The organism is Halomonas halodenitrificans DSM 735 (genome assembly GCF_000620045.1).
Taxonomy (GTDB): Bacteria; Pseudomonadota; Gammaproteobacteria; order Pseudomonadales; family Halomonadaceae; genus Halomonas; species Halomonas halodenitrificans.
The window spans coordinates 90,444-111,244 of sequence record NZ_JHVH01000013.1; the positions used below are offsets into that span (position 1 = coordinate 90,444).

The following is a 20,801-nucleotide window of genomic DNA, read 5'->3' on the forward strand; positions in this document are numbered from 1 at the left end:
CGCCCTCTCATTTACAGCGCCTTTCCGGCGCCATCGTCCTGACAACGGTGACTCTTCATGCAAGCTCCCGAACTGCTTTCCCCGGCGGGAACGTTCAAGAACATGCGTTACGCCTTCGCCTATGGTGCGGATGCGGTCTATGCCGGCCAGCCGCGTTATTCACTGCGCGTGCGCAACAACGACTTCAAGTTGGAAAATCTGCACAAGGGCATCGCCTACGCCCACGAACGGGGCAAGCAGTTCTATGTGGCCTCGAATATCGCGCCGCATAACAGCAAGCTGAAGACCTATCTGCGCGACATGGAGCCGGTGATCGAGGCCGGTCCCGATGCGCTGATCATGTCCGACCCGGGGCTGATCATGATGATCCGCGAACGCTGGCCCGAGCAGGTTATTCACCTCTCGGTGCAGTCCAACGTGGTCAACTATGCGGCCGCGAAGTTCTGGCAGCAGCAGGGCATCAGCCGCATCATTCTGTCTCGTGAGCTGTCGCTCGAGGAGATCGCCCAGATCCGTGCCGAGTGCCCCGACCTCGAGATCGAGACCTTCGTCCATGGCGCGCTGTGCATCGCCTACTCCGGGCGCTGCCTGCTCTCGGGCTACTTCAATCACCGCGACCCCAACCAGGGCACCTGCACCAATGCCTGCCGCTGGAAGTACAACACCGTGGCGGCCGCCGAGGACGAGACCGGCGATCTGGTGCCGGCCAACTCGTCCCGCGCCCACGCCGCTAGCGGTATCTGGACTCCCCAGCAGAATGGAGGACAGGGTGGCGGGCTGATCGCCTCGGGCGGCGGCAGTGCCGAGACGCTCGAGTCGATGAGCACCGCCACCGCCGGTGGCACCGAGGGCCAGGACGAACTCTCGGCGCTGATCGAGGATCGCAGCCGGCCCGGCGAGCTGATGCCGGTGCACGAGGACGAGCACGGCACCTACATCATGAACTCCAAGGACCTGCGTGCGGTGCAGCACGTGCCGCGCCTGGCCGAGATGGGGGTCTCCTCGCTGAAGATCGAGGGTCGTACCAAGTCGCCCTACTATGTGGCGCGTACCGCCCAGGTCTATCGTCGCGCCATCGATGATGCCGTGGCGGGCAGGCCCTTCGACATGCGCCTGATGGACGAGCTCGACAACCTCGCCAACCGCGGCTACACGGAGGGCTTCTATCGCCGCCACGTCCACGACCAGTACCAGAACTACGAGCAGGGCAACTCGGTGGGCGTGCATCAGCAGTTCGTCGGTGAGGTGACCGCCTACGACCCGGATCGCGGCGTGCTCGAGATCAACGTCAAGAACCGCTTCGAGGTGGGGGACGGCATGGAGCTGATGCTGCCGGGGGGCAACCGCCGCTTCGTGCTCGAGCATATCGAGAACAAGCGCGGCGAATCCGTGGGCGCCGCCCCCGGCTCGGGCCATGTAGTGCGCATTCCCGTGCCCGGCGAGGCGATCGCCCCGGAGCGTATCGAGTATGCGCTGCTGATGCGGGATCTCGGCTAGCGATAGCCTGCCGGGAGGCGCTCTGCCTTGGACCGGCTAGCCATGAAGGCAGGGAAAACACGAGCCCGCTCCTCGTCGAGGAGCGGGCTCGTCGCCGCTAGTACGGCGACTCGGGCGAGGCTTCAGCTCTTGCGCAGCGAGGTGTTGAGGTGGTCGACCACCTCGGCCCAGTCCGCGTCCTCCTCGATCGCTTCGCGCAGGAACTCCGCTTGCCCCTCGTTCCAGCAGGCGGCATCCGGCAGGGCGATATCCTCGGGGATGGGGGCATGGCGATCGATGAAGCGTTTGATCGAGGCGGGCTCGGAGGCGAGTCCGAGCTGCTCGAACAACTCGGTGAAGGGATGGTCGGGATGCTCCATGACGGCGCTCCTTGCATGGGTCAAGGGGAGCGACCACCGGGCGGTGGCCACAGGGGATGTCACTCCCACCATAGCCATTTGTCGACTCCTCTGCCTGATCAGCGTCAACGCTCTTCGCTGGGGGGCTAGCGCTCGCCGACCAGGGCGGTGAGGAAGCGTCGCCGACGTTCGATGTCATCCAGCGGCAGGGCGAGAAGATGAACCAGCTTGGTCAAGGCCGCCTCGGGGGTCATGGCGCCACCCGAGAGCACCCCGGCCGCCTTGAGCCCCTGGCCGGCGGCGTAGTCCCCCGGGTTGATGGCGCCATGCGGGCATTGGCTGATGGCGGCCAGCAGCTTGCCGTCATCGTTGGCCCTGGCCAGCACCTCGAGCAAGGCGGGGTCCTCGGGCAGATTGCCGCCCCCCCATACCTCGAGCAGGGCCCCCTTGAGCCGAGAATCGTCGAGCCAGGCGGATAGCTGGCGGGCGGTGATGCCGGGCCACAGGGCGATGCGCGCCACGCCGCCGTCGCCAAGCGGTTCATAATCGGGCAGTTCGAAGCGTGGCGCGTCATCCCGGTGATGCACCAGTCCATTATCGAGATAAGGAACGGCATCGCCGTCGACCCGCTCGCCCAGGAGCGGATGGTTGGGACTCTCGAAGGCCAGCCCCGCCTGGGTATGCCACTTGCGAGCCCGTGTGCCGCGTATCAGCCTCCCGCCGAAGGCGATGACCACCTCCCGCAGGGCAGGATTCGCCGCGAATTGCAGGGCCAGCGCCACGTTGTCGGCGGCATCGCTGCCCTTGGCCTCCAGGGGCTGCATGGCACCGGTCAACACCACGGGGCGGTCGATGCCTTGCAGCTGGTAGGCGAGGCTCGCGGCGCTCCAGGCCAGGGTGTCGGTCCCGTGCAAGACCACGACGCCGGTGTAATCGCGATAGCGTGCGGCGATGTCGCCGGCGAGGCGAGACCAGTCGGCGGGCGTCGCGGCGCTGGAGTCGATGGGGGCGTCGAAGGCGAGCAGCCGATAGGCCGGCAGGCCGGCGACGAGATTCGCCGGCAGACCCTCCAGGGCGCGTGCCAGGCGAGTCTCGATATCGCCACCCGGCGCCAGTCCCCTGGGCGTCTCTTGCATGCCCAGGGTGCCGCCGGTATAGATCACCAGCACGGAGTGGGGATGAGAAACGCGGGCGGTCATGGGCGGCTCCGAAGCGATGAATCAGGCGTATTTGGATGGCGCCGGGCAAGGATGCCTGCGCTCTCGCTAACGCGTTATGACCTGGCCGTCGTCGCCGGTCTCCAGGCGACGGTTGCGGCCGGCAAAGAGGGCGAAGGTGGCCGAGAGTGCACAGATGGCGATCAATACGGCGGTGATGATGCCAAGCCCCAGGTCGAGCTGAAGCATGACGCCCACGCCCAGCGGGCCCATGGAGGCCAGCGTGTAGCCACCGCCCTGGGCCAGGCCGGAGAGCTTGCCGGCCAGCCGTGAATTGCCGCTGCGCAGTACGATCAGTGTGAGGGCGAGGCTGAAGCTGCCCCCCTGGCCCAGGCCGAGCAGGATCACGCCGATCCAGCGCAGGGAAGGCGGGGCCTGAAGGAGCAGCCAGAACCCCGAGGCGACCAGGGTGAGCACCAGGAGCAGGGCGGGGCGCTGATCCCGACCCAGGCGTGCCAACCAGGGGGCGGCCAGGGCCGCGGGCAATTGCACCATCACCGAGGCGCCCATCATCCAGCCGGCCTCGGCTTCTCCGTAGCCTCTTGCCACCAGCAGGGTGGGAAGCCAGCCGAAGACGATATAGGCCAGGGAGGATTGCAGCCCCATCATCAACATGACTTGCCACGCCAGGGGTTGGCTCAGCACCGAACGCATCGAACCGCCGCCTCCGGGCAGCGCCGTCTCGTCGCGACGGGGGGCCAGGGCCAGCCAGGCCGCCAGGGCAATGACCGCCAGCACCGACCAGCTGGCCAGCCCCAGGTGCCAGGCGCCGAGCCAGTCCGATAGGGGAATGCTCAGTCCCGCCCCCAGGGCACCCCCCAGACACAGCGCCATCGTATAGACGCCGGTCATCAGGTCGGCGCCGGCGGGAAGTTCGCGCTTGACCAGGGCCGGCAGCAGGGTGCCGGCCACGCCGATGGCGGCACCCGCCATCAGGGTGCCGATAAAGAGGGGGGCGACCAGGGGTATGCCGCGCAGCAACAGGCCCGCCGCCAACAGCACCAGGCCGGCCGCCAGGGCCCGCTCGGGGCCCAGGCGCTTGGCCAGCCAGGGCGCCATGGGCGCGAACAGCCCCAGGCAGAGCACGGGGAGCGTCGTGAGGGCGCCAATGGCGAGCGGCGAGAGCCCGGTATCCTGCTGGACGCGCGTGAGTACCGGTGCCAGGGAAGAAAGGGCCGGGCGCAGGTTGAGGCCCACCAGCACCATCAGGGCAATGAAGGTCGCCAGCATGGCCTTGCTTCGCGTCTGGTTCGCCGGAGTCGTTCCCGTCACTGCCGTTTCCTCCCTGGGCTTGGCTAGCCGTTATGCCTGTTGGCGTCCACCGCCATTACCGTTGCCGCCGCGCCGCCGCCGACGCGTACCCGTCGGCTGCTCGCCGCCACGGCCCTGCCCCTGCCCGCGGTTCTGGCCGCCGCCGCCACCGCGTTTCTGACCATTGCCACCTCGTCCACCACCGCCGCGACGGTTGCGGCCGTTTTCGATGGGTTCGGGCTTGGCATTGGGGTCGGGCTCGAAGCCGGGCTCGATGCGCTTCTCGAGGTCGCGCTTGATCAGGCGCTCGATACCCTTGAGCAGCCCGTGCTCGTCGACGCAGACCAGCGAGACCGCCTGGCCTTCGCTGCCGGCACGGCCGGTACGGCCTATGCGGTGCACATAGTCCTCGGCGACGTTGGGCAGTTCGAAGTTGACGACATGGGGCAGCTCTTCGATATCCAGGCCGCGGGCGGCGATATCGGTAGCCACCAGCACTTGCAGCTCGCCGGTCTTGAAGGCGGCCAGGGCCTTGGTTCGGGCGGACTGGCTCTTGTTGCCATGGATCGCCATGGCCGGAATCTCCTGCTTGGAGAGCTGCTCGGCCAGGCGGTTGGCGCCGTGCTTGGTACGGGTAAAGACCAGGACCTGGTGCCAGTCATGCTCGCTGATCAAATGGGCCAGAAGCTCGCGCTTCTTCTCGCGGTCGACGCGATAGATCGCCTGGTCGACGAGCTCGGCGGTGGTGTTGCGCCGCGCGACCTCGATCATCTTGGGGTCGTCGAGCAGCTTGTTGGCCAGGGCCTGAATCTCGTTGGAGAAGGTCGCCGAGAACAGCAGGTTCTGGCGCTTCTCGGGCAGCACCCGCAGGACCTTCTTGATGTCGTGGATAAAGCCCATGTCCAGCATGCGGTCGGCTTCGTCCAGCACCAGGATCTCGACCCGGGAAAGGTCGACATGTTTCTGCTGCTGCAGGTCGAGCAGCCGGCCCGGGGTGGCAACGAGCACATCCAGACCCGGGCGGATGGCATCCACCTGGGGCTGCTGGCCGACGCCACCGAAGATCACGTGGCTCTTCAGAGTCAGGTGGCGGCCGTAGTCGGCCACGCTCTCGCCTACCTGAGCGGCCAGCTCCCGGGTCGGCGTCAGCACCAGGGCACGCACCTGGCGCTTGCCGGGACGCGGGCCGCCTGCGAGGCGCTGCAGCATCGGCAGGGTAAAGCCGGCGGTCTTGCCGGTGCCGGTCTGGGCGCTGGCCAGCAGGTCACCACCGTTGAGCACGGCAGGGATCGCCTGTTGCTGGATCGGTGTCGGGGTCGTGTAGCCTTGCGCCTCGACGGCACTCAGCAGTTCGGCGCGCAGGCCGAGTTCGGAAAAGGTCATGCGGTCTCCGCAGAACGCCACGGCCGTGCCACGCTGTCGCGCGTAGCCAGTCCCGGGCCGGGGCGTGAAGAAATCGGGGGTCAGGTCGCAGCAGGAGGGACTCGCTATAGTGCCGCGAGCGCCATTATGCCAGATCCCATGCCCCGACGCAGCTACTCTTGCCGATGCACTAGAGCTATTGCAGATAGCCTGGTAGCCCTGTAGCCCGGGACTGATCTGGCGACAAGCCTACGAGGAGGCGCTGTGAATACCTCCCTGTACGCTACCGACACCTTCCCTGGTGTAGGACCTCCTCTTCGGCTTGCCACCAGCGTCCCTGGGTTCTGGTCACTGCGCGACCCCTGACCGGCGGACCCGGCGAATGGCCGCGGCGAGCTCGTCTGCCGCGCTGTCCCAGCCCCGACCCAGGGAGCGCACCAGGGCGGGGTAACCGTCGGCATCCAGGGTGCTGTCGAGGTTCAGGCCTCGCATCGCCACCAGGTCTCCGTTCGCAGCATAGAGCCGCCACTGGCCACCGATCACCGCGCGGCCGTCATGGTGACCGTGGAAGCGGTCGATCTCCAGCTCCAGGCGCAACGCCTCTGCCCGGCGGGTGTCGGTATCCTCGAGAAGCACCCGAGTCCTTGGCAGGCGATTCGCCAGGCGGTCGCGCAGGCCGCGCTGCAGTTGCCGGCCCAGGGCCTCGGCCCATTGATGACTCTGGGCCTCCACCAGGGTGATATCGTCGGTCTGCATGACGATGCCATCGACATCGAGGTAGTCGGCGAGCCGCGGCGTGGGCAGCAGCAGCTGATGTGATGCCTCGGCGCCGGCGGCGTCCTGGGTGTCGACGGCAGGCAGCGTGTAGCGCTGGGGTGCCGGCGTGTTGCTGGCACATCCCGCCAGCGCCCCGACCAGCAGCAGTGGCGCCAGGGTGGCGCCGATCCATCTTCTTGCCTTCATCGTGGCGTCTCCGGATATTCAAGCATCTGGGTCAGTCTCGCGGCGCCCGCGGCACGGGGTCCTCGGCCTCCAGGCTGTCGAACAGCAGGGCTCGAGGGTTGTCGGACAGCTTCCGGGCGACCGGCTGCAGGTCTCGCATCAGTCGCTCCAGGCGCTGGGTGGCGCCCACCAGTTCCTGATAGGCGGATGATTCCGGCGAGAGGCCCTCCAGGGTGGAGCGTAATCCTTCCAGGGTCTCGTTGAGATTGGTCGGTACCTCGCGGGTACCGGGGTCATCCACCAGCTCTCTCAGCGAGGCGGATAGCGCCCGCACCTCCTCGAGCATCGTCTGGGAAGCATCGAGGTTGCGGTCGAGGCCCTCGAGCAGGGGCTCTACCTCCAGGTCGTTGAGCTTGGCCAGCAGGCTGGTGATCTGGGACTCGATCAGCGCGAAGCCGCCGGACGTGGTGGGGAAGACGCGCTGCTCGGCAAAGGTCATCGGGGCGTAGTCGTCGTCAAGGTCGCGATGGAAGTTGAGATCCACGAACAGTGCGCCGGTCAGCAGGTTGCCACTCTTGAGGGTGGCACGCAGGCCCAGCTCGAAGAAGCGTTCATAGCGGTTTCGCCATTCATCGATGTCGACCTCCCGGTTCTCGATGCCCAGGCGCTGAGGCTCGATGCGGATGAGTACCGGAATGGCAAAGCCGCCGCGCTCCGTGGGTTGGTCGGCAGTGAATTTCCAGGGTAGGGCGGCCACGGTGCCCACGCGCACCCCGCGAAACTCCACCGGAGCGCCCTTGGTGAGGCCGCGGACCGAGTCATCGACCAGCAGGACGAACTCGAGATAGCGGTTGAAGGTACCCTGGCGCGCGGAGTCCTCGTCGGCATAGAGGTTGAAGGTGGTGTCCGGCTCCACCGTGCCACCGAGCGGCAGGTCCTCGGGGACGCCGAAGGTGACGCCGCCGCCGAGCAGGGCCTCGAAGGACTCGACGTTGACGCGAAAGCCCTCGGAGTCCAGGCGCAGGTCGATGCCGGTGGCCGACCAGAAGCGGGTGCTGTCGGTGACCAGGCTGGCGTAGGGGGCCTCGATAAAGACGCGATGCTGCATGCGCCGGGTGGTGGCATCGAAGTTGGCCTCCTCGACACGGCCCACGGTATAGCCCTGATAGGTGACCGGGTCGCCGACGCGAAGCGAATTGCCCAGCTGGCTGGTCAGATTGATACGCAGACCCGCCGCGCCGGCAGGCGCCACCGGAGGCTGGTCGCTGACCTCGAAATCGCGGGACTCGATGTCGCTCTCGCCGGGTTGCAGCTGAATGTAGGCGCCGGACAGCACGGTGTTCAGGCCGCTGATTCCCTCGCGGCCCACGCGCGGCTTGACCACCCAGAACTGGCTGTCCTCGACCAGCATCGCGTCGTTGCCCGGACTCATTCGCGCGCTGATCACCGCGGTGGAGAGGTCCTCTGAGAGGTGCACCTGTTCGACGCGGCCCACCTCCACATTGCGGGTCTTGATCAGGGTGCTGCCGGCCTCGATGCCTTCGGCGTTGCCGATGGTCAGGGTGATCTGGGGGCCGCGACTGCGATAATTGTCATAGACCAGCCAGGCGCCGATAAGCAGTGCCACGATGGGCACGATCCAGATGGGCGAGAAGCGTGCCTGGGGCGTGGTCCGGGCGCGGTGGGGCGTATCGGAAGCGGCGTCGTGACGGGGTGTATCTTCGCTCATCCAGCGTGTCCTTCGGGGTGTCGTCCATGGGGACGTGGCAGGTGGGTATCTTTGGCGGTGCGGGGAAGCGGCGCATCCCAGATCAGGCGCGGGTCGAAGGACATGGCGGCCAGCATGGTGATGACCACCACGGAGCCGAAGGCCAGGGCGGCGGGCCCCGGCTCGATGGACATCAGCGAGCCGGCGCGGATCAGTGCCACCAGAATGGCCACCACGAAGACGTCGATCATGGACCAGCGACCGATGAATTCGGTGATTCGATAGAGTCGGGTGCGGGTGGCCGCATTGAGTTCGTCGCTGCGCTTGACCACCAGGCAGAGCCAGGCCAGGGCCACCAGCTTGCCCACCGGCACGATAATGCTGGCGATGAAGATAATGACGGCGACCGGCCAGGAACCCATGCCGATCAGCCCCACGACCCCGCCGATAATCGTGGAGGGGGAGCTATGCCCCAGGCTGGTGGTGGTCATGATGGGATAGACATTGGCGGGAATATACATGATCGCCGCGCCGGCCAGCAGGGCCCAGGTGCGCTGTACGCTGTAGGGACGACGGGCATGGAGTGGCTCGCTACAGCGTTCACAGCGGCCATGGCCCTCGGCATCGAGGCGGCCTACCAGCCCACAGGTGTGACAGCCGGTGAGGCCCTGGGGCGCCGCGGTCTCGCCGGTACGCGTACCGGCGGGGGCTCGGGGCTCGCCGGCCAGGGAGAACCACATCCAGTCGCTGTCCAGCGACTGGGTGGTCAGCAGCAGCAGGACGGCGAAGCCACAGAATGACCAGAACGACATCCCGAGGCCGATCTCTGCCATGCCGGCGATCTTGATCAGGCTGACCAGGGCGCCGATGATGAAGACGTCGGCCATCATCCAGGGCGCGAGGTGCGCCAGTGACCGGGCGATGGTGCGGCTGGCCGGCAGCGGCGCATTTCGCAGCAGCCCCAGTTGCAGCCAGATCACGCCGGCCAGATAGACCGCCGGGAGCACGACAATGGTCATGATCACCGCGCCGCCCACCACCGGCTGGTGGAAGCCGATCAGGGTCGTGGCGGTCTGGGTCAGCTCGATGCGATTGCCGACGCCACTCACGCTGAAGCTGAGGAAAGGAAAGGCGAGTGCCATGCCCAGCGCGATAAGGGCCGCCAGGGCCAGGGCCATGCTGCGCTGGGCCGGGCGAAAGTGGCGGCGGACCAGGGTGTGCCCGCAACGGGGGCAGTCGGCCGCCTCCCCGGGGTGCAGCGGCGGCAGGGCGACCAGCCAGTCACATTCCTGGCAGGCACGCAGCCGCCGGCGCGCGCGGCTCTCCGGCGGAGTACGCTCGACCCGGGGTGCCTCGCCCTGCAGCAGCGGCGGGGTCGGCAGACGGCGAGGAAGCTGCGCAAGCTGCTGAAAGCGCAAGGGGGGCATGGCCAAGGGCTGTCGTGTCTCCTGGGATTCGGCGTCATACGGTGCCCGGCACAGGCGTATGCTGTGTCGGGCCGTGGATGGGAGGAAAGTGTGACACGTCATCACGCCTACTACCACACTTAAACATGCAAGAATGTATGTAATGGGCGGGGCGAGGGTCCTGCCCGCGATAGCGATAGCGATGGCGATGGCAGTATCGGTAACGATAGCGGCGGGGCGCTGCGGGCATGGCACGCCGAGCGTATCGTCGATGGCATGGCGGCAATGCCCGGCCGTCGAGGCAGGCTGCGACAACGAGACACCCCCGAAAGCGCTTTGGGGTCAGTGGCTAGCCGGCGTATGCTGATCCAGGGACAGGCATAAGCTTAGCTCGCCCGGGTGTTTGCTAGCCGGCCCTTGTGGGGTCCACCTGCTTACCCCCAGGCCTGCTAGGCTTTGCCTGTCCCTTGGTGTCCAGGAGGAGTACGTCACGGGCCGGCTGCCTGCCGGTTCCCGAGGCATAATGCGCCCCACGGCGTTCATGCGTACCCCTTGCGACCTTCTCTAGTTGCCAGCGTAACGAGGAAAGCGTCATGGAACTGGATCCTCTCCTGCTATCGCGATTGCAATTCGCCTTCGTGGTCTCCTTCCACGCCATCTTTCCGGTGTTTACCATCGGTCTGGCGTCCTATATCGCCCTGCTGAACGGCCTCTTCTACAAGACCGCCAATGCGGCCTGGGATCGCCTTGCGCTGTTCTGGACCCGGGTGTTCGCCGTGGTGTTCGGCATGGGGGTGGTATCGGGCATCGTCATGTCGTTCCAGTTCGGTACCAACTGGAGCAACTTCTCCTACGCCACCGCCAACTTCATGGGGCCGATGCTCAGCTATGAGGTGGTCACGGCCTTCTTCCTGGAGGCTGCCTTCCTCGGGGTGCTGCTGTTCGGGCGTGGCAAGGTACCCCAGGGGGTGCATCTGTTCGCCGCGATCATGGTGGCGCTGGGCACCTTTATCTCCTCCTTCTGGATTCTCTCCGCCAACAGCTGGATGCAGACCCCGGCCGGTGCGGAACTGATCGATGGTCGCTTCCATATCACCGACTGGTCGGCGGCGATCTTCAATCCGTCGTTTCCCTGGCGTTTCTCGCACAAGGTGATGGCCTCGTTTGTCACCGGCGGCTTCGTGGTAGCGGGCGTCAGCGCCTGGTACCTGCTGATCGGTCGCGATGTGGATGCCAACCGCCGCGCGCTCTCCATGTGCCTGTGGCTGCTGCTCGTGCTGACCCCGGCCCAGGCGGTGATCGGCGATTTCCATGGTCTCAACACCCTGGAGCATCAGCCCACCAAGGTGGCCGCCATGGAGGGCAACTGGGAAACCCAGTCCGGTGTCCCGCTGCTGCTGGCGGCCTGGCCCGACAAGGAGGCCCAGGACAATCGCTTCGAGATCGGCATCCCCAAGCTGGCCAGCCTGATCCTGACCCACCACGCCGATGGCGTGGTACCGGGCATCAGCGAGTCGGCCCGGGATGAGCAGCCTGCGGTGTGGCTGGTGTTCTGGTCGTTTCGCGTGATGGTCGGGCTGGGCTTCCTGATGATCGGCGTCGCCCTGGTCGGGCTATGGCTGCGTCGCGGCGGCCGCGTCTATCGTCAGCGCGGCTTCCTGCAGGTACTGCGCCTGATGAGCGTGACACCCTTTATCGCGGTGCTGGCCGGCTGGTTCGTGACCGAGACGGGGCGGGCGCCCTGGCTGGTCTATGGTGTCATGACCCACGCCGAGGGGGTCACCCCGTCGCTGACCGGCGGCATGGCGCTGTTTACCCTGGTCGGCTACATGGCGGTCTATGCCGTGGTATTCGCCTGCGGCCTCTACTACCTCACCCGCGTGGTGCGCCAGGGGATGCTGCCCGAAACGGGCGACGACCTCGACGCCTCTCCCCACGCCAAACGGCCCTTCTCGGCAGCCAACGCCCGCCTCGATGACGATGCGGCCCCCACCTGGAGGCAATGATATGGAATCCTTCGATCTCTCCATGATCTGGGCGATGATCATCGGCTTCGGCGTGATCATGTATGTGCTCATGGACGGCTTCGACCTGGGGCTCGGCATCCTCTATCCCTTCGCACCGAACGAGGAAGCCCGGGATGTGATGATGAACTCCGTGGCCCCGGTATGGGACGGCAACGAGACCTGGCTGGTGCTGGGCGGGGCCGGCCTGCTGGGGGCCTTCCCGCTGGTCTATTCGGTTTATCTGCCGGCGCTCTATATCGGGGTCTTCCTGATGCTTGCCGGGCTGATCTTCCGTGGCATCGCCTTCGAGTTTCGCTTCAAGTCGCGGCGCAATCGAGTGTGGTGGAATCGTGCCTTCTGCTGGGGCTCCGCGGTGGCAGCCTTCGCCCAGGGGGCCGTGGTGGGGGCCTACATCGAGGGCTTTCCGGTCGAGGACTTCGTGTTCGTCGGAGGGCCCCTGGACTGGCTGACGCCCTTTGCGGCGCTCACCGGCATCAGCCTGATGGTCGGCTATGCGTTGTTGGGCGCCACCTGGCTGATTCTCAAGTCGGAAGGCGAGGTCCAGCGCTGGGCCTACCGCATCACGCCGACCCTGCTGCTGGCGGTGCTCTCGGCCTTCGTCATGATCAGTTTCTGGACCCCGCTGGTGGACCCGGCGGTGTTCCAGCGCTGGTTCGACCATATCCATCTGATCTGGGTGCTGCCGGTGCTGGCGCTGGCCTGCGCCGCCTGGCTGCTGATGGCGGTCTACCGGCGCCAGGAAGGCCAGCCGTTCATTGCTACCCTGGGGCTTTTCATCTTCACCTATCTGGGCCTGGTCGCCAGCAAGTGGCCGGTGATCGTGCCGCCGAACTACACGATCTGGGACGCCGCCTCGGCCCCCGAATCACAGCTCTTCCTGCTGATCGGAGTGCTTCTGGTGATCCCCATCGTGCTGGCCTATACCGCCTGGACCTACTGGGTGTTCCGCGGCAAGGTGCGTCCCGGCGACGGCTATCACTAGGCCGGTGTCCGGTCGCCGCAGCGGCGCCGGGGAGGCCTCCCGCTGGCTTCTCGCGCATGTCGCCGTCGAACGCAGGCGCCTGGGGCTGGCCGTCGCCGCCGGGGTGCTGACCACCCTGGCGACACTGGGCCAGCTGGCGCTGCTGGCGCGCTTCATCAGTGTCCTGCTGGTGGAGCAGGCACCCCTCGGCAGGCTGGCTCCCCTCGTGCTGGGCATGCTGGCGTTGCTGGTGGTACGCAGCCTGGCGCAGTTCGCCCAGGAGCGCCTGGGGCTCGCCGCCAGCCTGGCCCTGCGCCGGCGGGTACGCGGCGAGTTGCTCGATCATCTGGCACGGCTGGGTCCGGCGGGGCTTGCCGGTCACCATTCGGGGTCGCTCGCCAGCCAGCTGGTCGAGCAGGTGGAGGCCCTGGATGGCTATGTGGCGCGCTATCGCCCCCAGCGGGTGCTGGCGGTGATACAGCCGCTGCTGGTGCTCGCCATGGCGGCCTGGCTCGACTGGCTGGCGGCACTCTTCCTGTTGCTCTCGGCGCCGTTGATTCCCCTGTTCATGGCCCTGGTGGGCATGGGAGCCGAGCGCCTGAATCGCGAGCAGTTCGAGGCGGTGTCACGGCTATCGGGGCATTTCATCGATCGGGTCAGGGCGGTCTCCACCCTCCAGCTCTTCGGTCGCACCCGGGAGGCGACGGCCGACGTGCACGCCGCCGCCGATGACTACCGTCGGCGTAGCCTGCGTACCCTGCGGGTGGCCTTCCTGTCTTCGGCGGTGCTGGAATTCTTCGCCTCGGTGGCCATCGCCGTGGTGGCGATCTATGTCGGTTTCGGCCTGCTCGGCTATATCACCTTCGGCCCCTCGCCGGCGCTGACCCTGTTCAGCGGCCTGCTGGTGCTGCTGCTGGCCCCGGAGTTCTTCCAGCCGCTGCGCGTTCTCTCCCAGCATTATCATGACCGGGCCGCGGCCCTGGGGGCGGCGGACGGGCTGGTCGTGTTGCTCGCGGAAAACGCCGAGGATCTGCGCGGTAGCGGCGCCGAGCGGGCGGGGCCGGCCTGTGCCGCGGGCGAGCTGGTCAGGCTCGAGGCCGCCACGGTGAGCTATCCGGAGCGCGGCCGGGTGCTGGGCCCCCTCGACCTGGCCCTGATGCCCGGCGAGGTGGTGGCGGTGACCGCGCCTTCGGGCGGGGGGAAGTCCACACTGCTGCAGCTGCTGGCGGGGTTCCTGGGGCCCGGTCAGGGGCGGCGGCGCACGGCCCCCGGGCTGCGCGTGGCCTGGATGGATCAGCGACCGCTGCTGGTGCAGGGCAGCCTGGCGGATAACCTGCACCTGGCCGCTCCCGAGGCAGACAGAGACGCCATGACTCGAGCCCTCGAGCGTGCCGGCCTGGGGACGCTGCTGTCACGCTTGCCCCGGGGCCTCGATACGCCCCTGGGCGAGCGCGGCGGCGGGCTCTCCGGGGGCCAGGCCCAGCGCCTGGCCCTCGCGCGCGTCTTCCTGTCGCCGGCGCCGCTGGTGCTGCTGGACGAACCCACGGCGAGCCTGGATGCCGAGACGGAGGCGGATATCATCGACCGACTAGGCGGGCTGGCCCGGGAAGGGCGCTGCCTGGTGATCGCGACCCATCATCCGGCGCTGATGGCGTTGGCCAACCGGCGTCTGAGGCTCGACCCCCGAGGAGAGCCGCTCCCATGAACGACCCCGTGCAACGATCCCGTGGCCTGTGGGGCGAGCTGGCCCCCTGGCTGAGCCTGCTGGCCCGACGCCGGGGCCGCCTGGCCGGCGGTGTCGGGTTGATGGCACTGACGCTGGTGTCGGCCATCGGCCTGCTGGCGCTGTCCGGGTGGTTCATTACCGCCACGGGCCTCACCGGCATCCTCCTGGCCGCCGGCGTGTCGGCGCGGTTGGGGATCTACCTGCCGGGGGGCGGCATCCGCGCCTTTGCGGTAACGCGGACCGTGGCTCGATACCTGGAGCGCCTCTACAATCACGACACCGTCCTGCGCCTGCTCGCCGACCTGCGCGGACGGCTGTTCGGGGTCATCGCCGGCCTCGACGCCCACACCCTGAGGGCCCGGCGAGCCAGCGACTGGCTCAATCGCCTGACCGCCGATATCGATACCCTGGACAGCCTTTTCCTGCGGCTGCTGGCCCCGGCCGGCGTGGCGCTGCTGGCGATCATCGGGCTCGCCGGCTTCCTCGCTCTGTGGGCGCCGGTGGCGGGGCTCGCCGTGGGCGGACTGCTGCTGGCCGGCTGGGGATGGCTGGTGGTCGGCCAGGCGTGCCTGGGAATGGCCGTCAGCCGCCGCCAGGTCGGCCTCCGCGAGGCCCTGCGGGGACGCGTGGTAGAACAGCTGCAGGGCATGGCGGAGCTGGAGGCATACGGGGCGCTCGAGCACCATCGCCGGGGCATCGAGGCACTCGAGGCGGAGCTCTATCGGGACCAGCGACGGCTCGGCACCTGGGTGGCGCTGGGCAATGCCGCGGTCACGCTGCTGGTGGGGGCCACGGCCCTCACGGCGCTCTGGCTCGCCGCCTCGGCCTGGCAGGCCGGCCTGCTCTCCGGCCCCCTGGTGGTGATGATGCCCCTGGCGGTGCTGGCCATGAACGAGGCGCTGGTCGGCCTGCCCGCGGCCTTCACCTGGCTGGGCGCCACCCGGGGGGCGGCGCAGCGACTCAACGGGCTGCGTGAGGGCGTGCGCCAGGACGCGCCGGCGGCCCAGGACCGGGCCGCGGCTCCCGGCGCGGCGGCTCCCGGAGCGCTTGCGGTGCGCCTCGAGAATGTCTCGTTGCACTATCCCCAGGCGCCGATGGCGGCCCTGGATGGGCTCTCGCTGCGGCTCGCCGCCGGCGAGCGCCTGGCGCTCGCCGGCGCCTCGGGGGCGGGGAAGTCCAGCGTGGCGGGGCTGTTGTTGCGCCAGCTTGCGCCTGGCCGCGGCGAGATATTGCTGGGGGGGATTGCCCTGGCTGACTGGCCCGAGGCATCGCTTCGCCGGCGCGTGGCGGCGCTGACCCAGCATATCGATCTTCTCGACGACAGCCTGGCCGCCAACCTGCGCCTGGCCCGTCCCGAGGCGGAGGAGGACGCGCTATGGGCGGCGTTGGCCTGGGTGGAACTCGCCGATTGGGCCCGGGCATTGCCCGGGGGCCTCGCGACGCGAGTCGGCGAGGGCGGTCGACGGCTCTCGGGCGGGCAAGCCCGGCGCCTGGCGCTGGCGCGACTCCACCTGCTGGACCCCGACCTGGTGCTGCTCGACGAACCCTTCGCGGGCCTCGACGCCGCCACCGTGGCGAAGCTGCGACCGCGCCTGGATGCCTGGCTAAAGGGACGCTCCACGCTCTTCCTGGTACACCAGCTGGACGGCGGAAATTTCGACCCGCCAGGGATCGATTATCGCCTGACGCTGGTCGAAGGCCGGTTGGGAGGCTATACCTAGGCCCGCTTTCACTCTTCTCAAGGAGCCATCATGTCAGTCAGGGACGCAATACCTCAGCGCAGCCGCCGCCATGGCCGGGGTCGTATCGCCATCGCACTCGCCGTGGCGTGGCCCATGGGGTCGGCGCTGGCCGCCGAGCTGCCGGTCGACGCCGTCACGCTCTCCTCCGGGGGGCTGGCCGAAGTGCAGCGCAGCGCCTCCCTCGACGGCGATGGCACCCTCTATCTGGAAGTGCCTCTGGAGCAGGTCAATGACGTGCTCAAGAGCCTGGTGGTGCGTGACCCCTCGGGGCGCATCCAGGGGCTCAGCCTGGATGGCCTGGCGACGCTGGAGGAGACCTACCGTCGGCTGCCCTTTGGCCCCGAGGACCTGGGGTCGGTGGCCCGCCTGGCCGATACCCTGCAGGGTGTGAAGGTCAGGGTCAGCTCCGGCGGTCAGCGCCTCGAAGGGCTGCTGCTGGGTGTCGCGGAACACGACGCCGCCCCGGAGGAGAATGGCGCACCAACCCTGTCATTGCTCGATGAAGAAGGGGGCGTGGCCACCCTGCGCCTGGGCGATGATGCGCGCCTCGAGGTGCTGGACCCCGCCCTGCGTGAACGCCTGGCCGAGGCCGCCGAGGTCAGCGGTCGCGCCCGCACCGACGAGATGCGTCGCATCGCCATCGCGCTCGATGGCGAAGGCGAGCGTGACGTATCGCTCACCTATGTGGTGGCGGCACCGGTCTGGAAGAGCGCCTATCGACTGATGCTCGAGGCCGATGGCGAGGCCCGCCTGCAGGCCTGGTCGGTGGTGGAAAATGCCAGCGGCAGCGACTGGAGCGACGTGGCGCTGACCCTCTCCAGCGGGGCGCCGGTCACCCTGACCCAGCGTCTGCTGGAGCGTTACTGGCCTACGCGCCCCGAGGTACCGGTGAGTGCCGACAGCACCGCACCGGTACGGCAGGATGGCGGCAGCATGGAGCTGCGCGGCCTCAAGGCCGAATCCATGGTGGCCTATGGCGATGCCGCGCGGAGCCGGAGCCAGGGCATGGCGGCGGCGTCTGCCCCCGCCGCGCGTCCCGAGGTGGTCGAGAGCGCCACCGCGGCCACCTGGCAGCTCCCTGACCCGGTGGACCTCGCCGCGGGGCGCACCCTCTCGCTGCCCTATATCGATGCGTCCGTGCCGGCGCGGCGCGTATCCCTGTACCAGCCCGAGCGCGGTGAGCGTCACCCGGTGGCGGCGGTGCGCCTGGAGAATGATACCGAGGCCTGGCTGCCCCCGGGCCTGGTGACCGTCTATGACGCCGACGTGGGTCATGTGGGCGACGTCAACCTGCCAGGCATTCCCGCCGGGGAGTCGCGCCTGGCCAGCTTCGCCGCCGACCGCAAGGTGCGGGTCGCCGAGAGCTCACACCCCGAGGAGCGAGTCGAGCGCATGGTGATCGTCGACGGGGTCCTGCGTATCACTCACCGGTCGCGTCGGGTGACGCGCTATGCGGTGGAGAACGATGCCCGGGAGGCCCGCGACGTCCTGGTCGAGCATCCACGCCGCGACGGCTGGGAGTTCGCCTCCGAGGCGCTGGTGGAGAGCACGGCTGGCCATCACCGCCTGGAGCTGACCCTGGCACCGGGCGAGAGCGGCGAGGTCGTGGCCCGTGAGACCCGGACCCGCCGCCAGAGCGTCGCCCTGGCGGATGCCGGCATGAATCAGCTTATCGACTGGCGGGAGGCCGCCGATGACGACACCGCCGGGCAGCTGGAAGCGCTGGTGGAGCGTCGCCGTGCGCTGGCCGAGGTGGAGCGCGAGCTCGAGGGCATCGAGGAGGGGATCGCACGAGCCGTCGAACGCCAGGCGCGCATTCGCGACAATCTGGCGGCGGTGGGCACCGACAACGACCTGGGCCAGCGCTACCTCGGCGACCTCGAGAGCGAAGAGGAGGCGATCGCGACGCTGGAGGAGCGGCGCGAGGCCGTCGAGGCCGAGCTCGAATCTCGCCGTGAGGCCCTGGCCGAAACACTGCGTCAATTGCCGTAGAAACGTTGATCGACGCGGTTTTGCGTGTTGGCTCCCTTTCCATCAGGATGGAGTGATAAGCCCAGTGGAGAGTGAGACGAGACATGCGTGATTTCCTGGCTCGCCTGCCCAAGGTCGAACTTCACCTGCATATCGAGGGCTCCCTGGAGCCCGAGCTGATGTTGGCCCTGGCCGAGCGCAACGGCGTCACGCTGCCCTATGCCTCGGTCGAAGAGGTGCATGGCGCCTATGACTTCAGTGACCTGCAGTCCTTCCTCGACCTCTATTACCAGGGCATGAGCGTGTTGCAGACCGCGCGGGACTTCCATGACCTGGCCATGGCCTATTTCCGGCGGGCCCATGCCGAGGGCGTGGTGCACGTGGAGATGCACTTCGACCCCCAGGCGCATCTGGTGCGGGGTATCGACCTGGCGGTCGTCATGGAAGGGCTATCCCTGGCGCGGCGTGAAGCCGACAGGGAGCTGGGGCTCTCCACGGCCCTGATCATGGCCTTTCTCCGTGACCGCGATGCCGAAGAGGCGATGTGGGTGCTTGAGCAGGCGGCCCCCTATTGGGAAATGCTCGATGCCGTGGGGCTGGACAGTGCCGAGCAGGGCAACCCGCCTGAGAAGTTTGTGGAGGTGTTCGAGCGGGCCCGCCGGCTGGGTATTCCGCGGGTGGCCCATGCCGGTGAGGAGGGGCCGGCGGCGTATATTCTCGGCGCGCTGGACAGGCTCGACGTCTGCCGCATCGATCATGGGGTGCGCTGCCTGGAAGACCCGTCATTGGTGGCCCGCCTGCGCGACGAGCAGACGGTGCTCACGGTCTGTCCGTTGTCCAATGTGCGCCTCAGGATGGTCGAGCGTCTCGAGGACCATCCGCTACCCCGGCTGCTGGACGAGGGCCTCAATGTCACGCTCAACTCGGACGATCCGGCCTATTTCGGGGGCGGCATGGTCGACAACTTCCTGGCCTGCCACCGGGCCTTCGGCTGGGACGAGGCCGTCTTCCGCCGCCTGGCCGGCAACGCCATCGAGGCCGCCTTCGTCGACGAATCGCGGCGCGACGAATGGCGTCGACGGCTGGCCGAGGCCTGAGGCCGCCTGGCTGGCGCCACATCCTTTTCGACGTGCAGTTTCTGCAAGGCCATACAGCACGGCCCCGGGAGTCACTCCCGGGGCCGTGCTTTTCTATCGTGGCCTGGGCATTACCGTGATCTAGAAGGCCCTGGCATAACGGTCACGGCAGGGCCGGCACCTCATAATCCGGCTGCTTGCCGGTCAGGCCATGCAGGAAGCGCGTGATATCGGCGATGGTCTGTTCCTCGAACTCGCGACCCAGCATTTCCTTGCCCATGATGGCGACGGCTTCCTCGAGGGTCTCGGTGGCGCCGTTGTTCATGTAGGGGTAGGTGACGGCGACGTTGCGCAGGGTCGGGGTACGGAAACGGTGGCGGTCGCTCTCCTCTCCGGTGACGTCGAAGCGACCGACGTCGGTGGAGCCGGGCACCTGAATGCGGTGGAACTGACTATCGGTCAAGGCCGGTCCGCGGTGGCAGGCGATGCAGCCGTTGTCCACGAAGGCCACCATGCCGTCCTTCTGCTGGTCGCTCAGTGCGTCCAGGTCGCCGCGCAGATAGCGGTCGAAGGGCGAGTCAGGAGTGTTGAGCGTACGCTCGAAGCTGGCGATGGCGTCGGCCAGGTTGTCGGCGCTGATCGGGTTCTCGTCGTCGGGGAAGGTCGCCGCGAACTTCTGCTGATACACCTCGAAGCCCTCCAGGCGCTCCAGGGCCTGATTCAGGTCCATGGCCATCTCCACGTCGGCCTCGATGGGACCCACGGCCTGACCCTCGAGGTCGGGCTCGCGACCATCCCAGAACTGGGAGCCGAGAAAGCCTGAGTTCAGCACGGTGGGCGTATTGCGCTCGCCGATCTGGCCGTCGTGACCGGTGGCGCGGGGAATGCGGTCAACCCAGCCCAGGGCGGGGTTATGGCAGGTGGCACAGCTGATCACGCCGCTGGAGGAGATACGCGGCTCGAAGAACAGCATATTGCCAAGCTCGACCTTTTCGGCGGTAAGCGAATTGTCCGCCGGGATGGACGGCAGATGCGGCAGTGGTTCGAAACGGTCGCGATAGTCGCTCAGGCCGTCATCGGCCATGGCCGGTGCCGCGAGAGCGATGGTGGAACCGATAGCGATGGCGGTGACCAGGTGGCGCTTGATGAACATGGCAGTTTCCCTTTTCTTGATGACCCGGCGTCGTTGACTCACTCTGCGGTGATTCAAGATGTGCCTAATCGACACTTAACCTTATATCAATCACCTGAATCCGTGAAGCCGGCGCCGACACTCCCCCTATCACCGCCAGCGAGCATTTTTTGACCATTCGCCCCGTGCAAGTTGGCTTTCGCAAGCCCATTATTGCCAAAACCCACCGTGCTGATCGGTGCTGACGGCCCGTTTTGTCATGCCTTTCCACCCGCCAGGCACGACATATCTGGCGATCGCGTGTCGCTTGGAACTGCTTGTGGATAGAGTGTCGCCGATTGACGGTCAGCATGGCGTTCCTCGTGGATAACGCAGTCGGCTCCGCAGCGTCTTGAGCACCGTCATGCGCCCGATATCCTGCCCGAAGTCGAGGATGATCTGCCGT

The 20,801-nt window shown here is 67.6% G+C and carries 15 protein-coding genes; 7 read left to right on the top strand and 8 right to left on the bottom strand.

The annotated features are described in order from the left end of the window. The first annotated feature begins 57 nt into the window (after window positions 1-57). Window positions 58-1,497, top strand: a complete 1,440-nt coding sequence (trhP, locus tag Q358_RS0107465) for a prephenate-dependent tRNA uridine(34) hydroxylase TrhP (protein WP_027961481.1) — start codon at window positions 58-60, stop codon at window positions 1,495-1,497. 122 nt (window positions 1,498-1,619) lie between these two features. Here the strand turns inward: trhP and Q358_RS0107470 are convergent, their stop codons facing one another. The 7 genes from Q358_RS0107470 to Q358_RS16795 form a co-directional block, all read right to left on the bottom strand. Further along, on the bottom strand, window positions 1,620-1,856 hold the full coding sequence (locus Q358_RS0107470; protein ID WP_027961482.1) for a DUF2789 domain-containing protein: 237 nt from the start codon (window positions 1,854-1,856) through the stop codon (window positions 1,620-1,622). 125 nt (window positions 1,857-1,981) lie between these two features. Beyond that, on the bottom strand, window positions 1,982-3,034 hold the full coding sequence (locus tag Q358_RS0107475) for an asparaginase (protein WP_027961483.1): 1,053 nt from the start codon (window positions 3,032-3,034) through the stop codon (window positions 1,982-1,984). A gap of 66 nt (window positions 3,035-3,100) precedes the next feature. After that, window positions 3,101-4,258, bottom strand: a complete 1,158-nt coding sequence (locus tag Q358_RS0107480) for an MFS transporter (RefSeq protein ID WP_084286481.1) — start codon at window positions 4,256-4,258, stop codon at window positions 3,101-3,103. A gap of 96 nt (window positions 4,259-4,354) precedes the next feature. Continuing rightward, window positions 4,355-5,686 carry a DEAD/DEAH box helicase gene (locus tag Q358_RS0107485; protein ID WP_027961485.1) on the bottom strand — a complete coding sequence of 444 codons (1,332 nt, stop codon included), beginning with the start codon at window positions 5,684-5,686 and terminating at the stop codon, window positions 4,355-4,357. A gap of 327 nt (window positions 5,687-6,013) precedes the next feature. Continuing rightward, window positions 6,014-6,628 (bottom strand): PqiC family protein, encoded by a 615-nt coding sequence (locus Q358_RS0107490; protein WP_027961486.1) that lies wholly within the window; start codon window positions 6,626-6,628, stop codon window positions 6,014-6,016. Window positions 6,629-6,659: 31 nt separating this feature from the next. After that, window positions 6,660-8,336, bottom strand: coding sequence for an intermembrane transport protein PqiB (gene pqiB / locus Q358_RS0107495; protein WP_027961487.1), 1,677 nt, complete (start codon window positions 8,334-8,336; stop codon window positions 6,660-6,662). Further along, window positions 8,333-9,742: a PqiA/YebS family transporter subunit gene (locus Q358_RS16795; RefSeq protein WP_084286479.1), complete on the bottom strand. Its 1,410-nt coding sequence runs from the start codon at window positions 9,740-9,742 to the stop codon at window positions 8,333-8,335. The genes pqiB and Q358_RS16795 overlap by 4 nt, the downstream gene beginning before the upstream one ends. Before the next feature lie 572 nt (window positions 9,743-10,314). Here Q358_RS16795 and Q358_RS0107505 point away from each other — a divergent pair. The 6 genes from Q358_RS0107505 (at window position 10,315) to Q358_RS0107530 (ending at window position 19,245) form a co-directional block, all read left to right on the top strand. Then, complete coding sequence (locus Q358_RS0107505; protein WP_027961488.1) at window positions 10,315-11,727, top strand: cytochrome ubiquinol oxidase subunit I; 1,413 nt, start codon at window positions 10,315-10,317, stop codon at window positions 11,725-11,727. 1 nt (window position 11,728) lies between these two features. Then, entirely contained in the window at window positions 11,729-12,730 is a 1,002-nt protein-coding gene (gene cydB, locus Q358_RS0107510; protein ID WP_027961489.1) for a cytochrome d ubiquinol oxidase subunit II, read from the top strand. A gap of 4 nt (window positions 12,731-12,734) precedes the next feature. Further along, entirely contained in the window at window positions 12,735-14,414 is a 1,680-nt protein-coding gene (cydD, locus tag Q358_RS0107515; protein ID WP_027961490.1) for a thiol reductant ABC exporter subunit CydD, read from the top strand. After that, window positions 14,411-16,156 carry a thiol reductant ABC exporter subunit CydC gene (gene cydC / locus Q358_RS16800; RefSeq protein WP_043487845.1) on the top strand — a complete coding sequence of 582 codons (1,746 nt, stop codon included), beginning with the start codon at window positions 14,411-14,413 and terminating at the stop codon, window positions 16,154-16,156. The genes cydD and cydC overlap by 4 nt, the downstream gene beginning before the upstream one ends. Before the next feature lie 30 nt (window positions 16,157-16,186). Then, the gene (locus tag Q358_RS0107525; RefSeq protein WP_051530235.1) at window positions 16,187-18,169 is read left to right on the top strand and encodes a DUF4139 domain-containing protein; all 1,983 of its coding nucleotides are present in this window, start codon (window positions 16,187-16,189) and stop codon (window positions 18,167-18,169) included. A gap of 83 nt (window positions 18,170-18,252) precedes the next feature. Beyond that, window positions 18,253-19,245, top strand: a complete 993-nt coding sequence (locus tag Q358_RS0107530; RefSeq protein WP_027961492.1) for an adenosine deaminase — start codon at window positions 18,253-18,255, stop codon at window positions 19,243-19,245. 142 nt (window positions 19,246-19,387) lie between these two features. On the opposite strand, the gene Q358_RS0107535 is transcribed toward Q358_RS0107530, so the two are convergent. Beyond that, entirely contained in the window at window positions 19,388-20,377 is a 990-nt protein-coding gene (locus tag Q358_RS0107535) for a cytochrome-c peroxidase (RefSeq protein ID WP_027961493.1), read from the bottom strand. Between the last annotated feature and the right edge of the window lie 424 nt (window positions 20,378-20,801).

Excerpts from the sequence above, each read along its gene's own strand:
- cydC (WP_043487845.1), top strand. The coding sequence starts at position 14,411 with ATGAACGACCCCGTGCAACGATCCCGTGGCCTGTGGGGCGAGCTGGCC.
- Q358_RS0107505 (WP_027961488.1), top strand. The coding sequence starts at position 10,315 with ATGGAACTGGATCCTCTCCTGCTATCGCGATTGCAATTCGCCTTCGTG.
- pqiB (WP_027961487.1), bottom strand. The coding sequence starts at position 8,336 with ATGAGCGAAGATACACCCCGTCACGACGCCGCTTCCGATACGCCCCAC.
- Q358_RS0107470 (WP_027961482.1), bottom strand. The coding sequence starts at position 1,856 with ATGGAGCATCCCGACCATCCCTTCACCGAGTTGTTCGAGCAGCTCGGA.
- Q358_RS0107525 (WP_051530235.1), top strand. The coding sequence starts at position 16,187 with ATGTCAGTCAGGGACGCAATACCTCAGCGCAGCCGCCGCCATGGCCGG.
- Q358_RS0107535 (WP_027961493.1), bottom strand. The coding sequence starts at position 20,377 with ATGTTCATCAAGCGCCACCTGGTCACCGCCATCGCTATCGGTTCCACC.
- Q358_RS0107530 (WP_027961492.1), top strand. The coding sequence starts at position 18,253 with ATGCGTGATTTCCTGGCTCGCCTGCCCAAGGTCGAACTTCACCTGCAT.
- Q358_RS0107485 (WP_027961485.1), bottom strand. The coding sequence starts at position 5,686 with ATGACCTTTTCCGAACTCGGCCTGCGCGCCGAACTGCTGAGTGCCGTC.
- Q358_RS16795 (WP_084286479.1), bottom strand. The coding sequence starts at position 9,742 with ATGCCCCCCTTGCGCTTTCAGCAGCTTGCGCAGCTTCCTCGCCGTCTG.
- Q358_RS0107475 (WP_027961483.1), bottom strand. The coding sequence starts at position 3,034 with ATGACCGCCCGCGTTTCTCATCCCCACTCCGTGCTGGTGATCTATACC.
- Q358_RS0107490 (WP_027961486.1), bottom strand. The coding sequence starts at position 6,628 with ATGAAGGCAAGAAGATGGATCGGCGCCACCCTGGCGCCACTGCTGCTG.
- cydB (WP_027961489.1), top strand. The coding sequence starts at position 11,729 with ATGGAATCCTTCGATCTCTCCATGATCTGGGCGATGATCATCGGCTTC.
- Q358_RS0107480 (WP_084286481.1), bottom strand. The coding sequence starts at position 4,258 with ATGGTGCTGGTGGGCCTCAACCTGCGCCCGGCCCTTTCTTCCCTGGCA.
- trhP (WP_027961481.1), top strand. The coding sequence starts at position 58 with ATGCAAGCTCCCGAACTGCTTTCCCCGGCGGGAACGTTCAAGAACATG.